Annotated in this window: 1 rRNA gene; it reads right to left on the bottom strand. The window is 50.3% G+C overall.

What is annotated here, in order from left to right:
- Positions 1 to 2,098 (bottom strand): 23S ribosomal RNA (locus tag FJR05_RS25205); the annotation flags it as partial.
- Positions 2,099 to 2,119 lie beyond the last annotated feature (21 nt).

Raw genomic sequence — 2,119 nt, 5'->3', positions numbered from 1 at the left:
TATCTCACCGTTAGCTCCTTATTCCCCAAAAGGAATATCTCACCGCTTCCCACCTATCCTGCGCAAGCGAAGCCCGAACACAATTCCAGGCTACAGTAAAGCTTCATAGGGTCTTTCTGTCCAGGTGCAGGCAGTCCGTATCTTCACAGACATTCCTATTTCGCCGAGTCTCTCTCTGAGACACCATCCAAATCGTTACGCCTTTCGTGCGGGTCGGAACTTACCCGACAAGGAATTTCGCTACCTTAGGACCGTTATAGTTACGGCCGCCGTTCACCGGGGCTTCGGTCGTCAGCTTCACTTTCGCTGACCAACTTCCTTAACCTTCCGGCACTGGGCAGGCGTCAGCCCCCATACGTCCTCTTTCGAGTTGGCGGAGACCTGTGTTTTTGGTAAACAGTCGCTTGGATCTCTTCACTGCGACCCACTGCTTAGGTGGGCACCCCTTCTTCCGAAGTTACGGGGCCATTTTGCCGAGTTCCTTAGAGAGAGTTATCTCGCGCCCCTTGGTATTCTCAACCTCCCTACCTGTGTCGGTTTCGGGTACGGGTGTTCTATCTTCATCACATAAACAGCTTTTCTTGGCACTATCCTTCACCACTCGGAGTTCGTAAACTCCTCCCAAACCAATCAGGGTATGGCTATCTTTCATGCGTCCCTCTCTATGCTCCCACAGAACAGTAAGTGACTATTGACACTTTGTCCATCGACTACGCCGTTCGGCCTCGCCTTAGGTCCCGACTAACCCAGAGTGGACGAACCTGGCTCTGGAACCCTTAGGGTTTCGGGGTGTATGATTCTCACATACATTTGCGCTACTCAAGCCGACATTCTCACTTCCGTTTCGTCCACAGCTGCTCGCCGCTACTGCTTCTACCTACGACGGAACGCTCCCCTACCGATTATTTTTAGTAATCCCACAGCTTCGGTACATCACTTAGCCCCGTTCATTTTCGGCGCAAGATCGCTTGACTAGTGAGCTATTACGCACTCTTTCAAGGGTGGCTGCTTCTAGGCAAACCTCCTAGTTGTCTAGGCAATCTCACCTCCTTTATCACTTAGTGATGATTTGGGGACCTTAGCTGGTGGTCTGGGCTGTTTCCCTCTTGACAATGAAGCTTATCCCCCACTGTCTCACTGGCTGTGTGTTCTCTGGGTATTCTGAGTTTGTCTCGATTTGGTACCGGTCTCCCAGCCCGCACCGAAACAGTGCTTTACCCCCCAGATTTAATCACAACCGCTGCGCCTCAACACATTTCGGGGAGAACCAGCTAGCTCCTGGTTCGATTGGTATTTCACCCCTAACCACACCTCATCCGCCGATTTTTCAACATCGGTCGGTTCGGACCTCCACTTGGTGTTACCCAAGCTTCATCCTGGACATGGTTAGATCACCAGGGTTCGGGTCTATAAACACTGATTTTCGCCCTCTTCAGACTCGGTTTCCCTTTGGCTCCAGCATTCTCGCTTTAACCTACCAGTGCCTATAAGTCGCCGGCTCATTCTTCAACAGGCACGCGGTCATCCGTTAAATCGGACTCCCACTGCTTGTAAGCTTATGGTTTCATGTTCTATTTCACTCCCCTTCCGGGGTTCTTTTCACCTTTCCCTCGCGGTACTTGTTCACTATCGGTCACACAGTAGTATTTAGCCTTACGAGGTGGTCCTCGCTGATTCACATGGAATTCCTCGTGCTCCATGCTACTCGGGATTCAGCTACTATCCTTTGACTTTCGACTACGGGACTTTCACCCCCTCTGGTACAGTATTTAGCTGTTTCGTCTAATCTCTAGATTCGATATTGCTGTCCCACGACCCCAAAGGATAAATCCCTTGGTTTAGGCTCTTCCCCTTTCGCTCACCACTACTTAGGGAATCTCTAGTTTGATTTCTCTTCCTCCAGCTACTAAGATGTTTCAGTTCGCTGGGTTGGCTCTTTCCTGTCTATATATTCAACAGGTAGTACATAGGGTTGCCCCATTCGGATATTTCCGGCTCAAAGTTTGCTTCCAACTCCCCGGAACATTTCGTCGGTAACCACGTCCTTCTTCGCCTCTGTGTGCCTAGGTATCCACCATTAGCCCTTATTAGCTTGACCACTTTTTGCTTTCACATCCAT

The organism is Dolichospermum sp. UHCC 0259 (assembly GCF_009711935.1).
In the GTDB taxonomy this organism is placed as follows: domain Bacteria; phylum Cyanobacteriota; class Cyanobacteriia; order Cyanobacteriales; family Nostocaceae; genus Dolichospermum.
The sequence above is the reverse complement of the archived record's forward strand: the minus strand, read 5'-3'. Positions and strand labels throughout refer to the sequence as shown.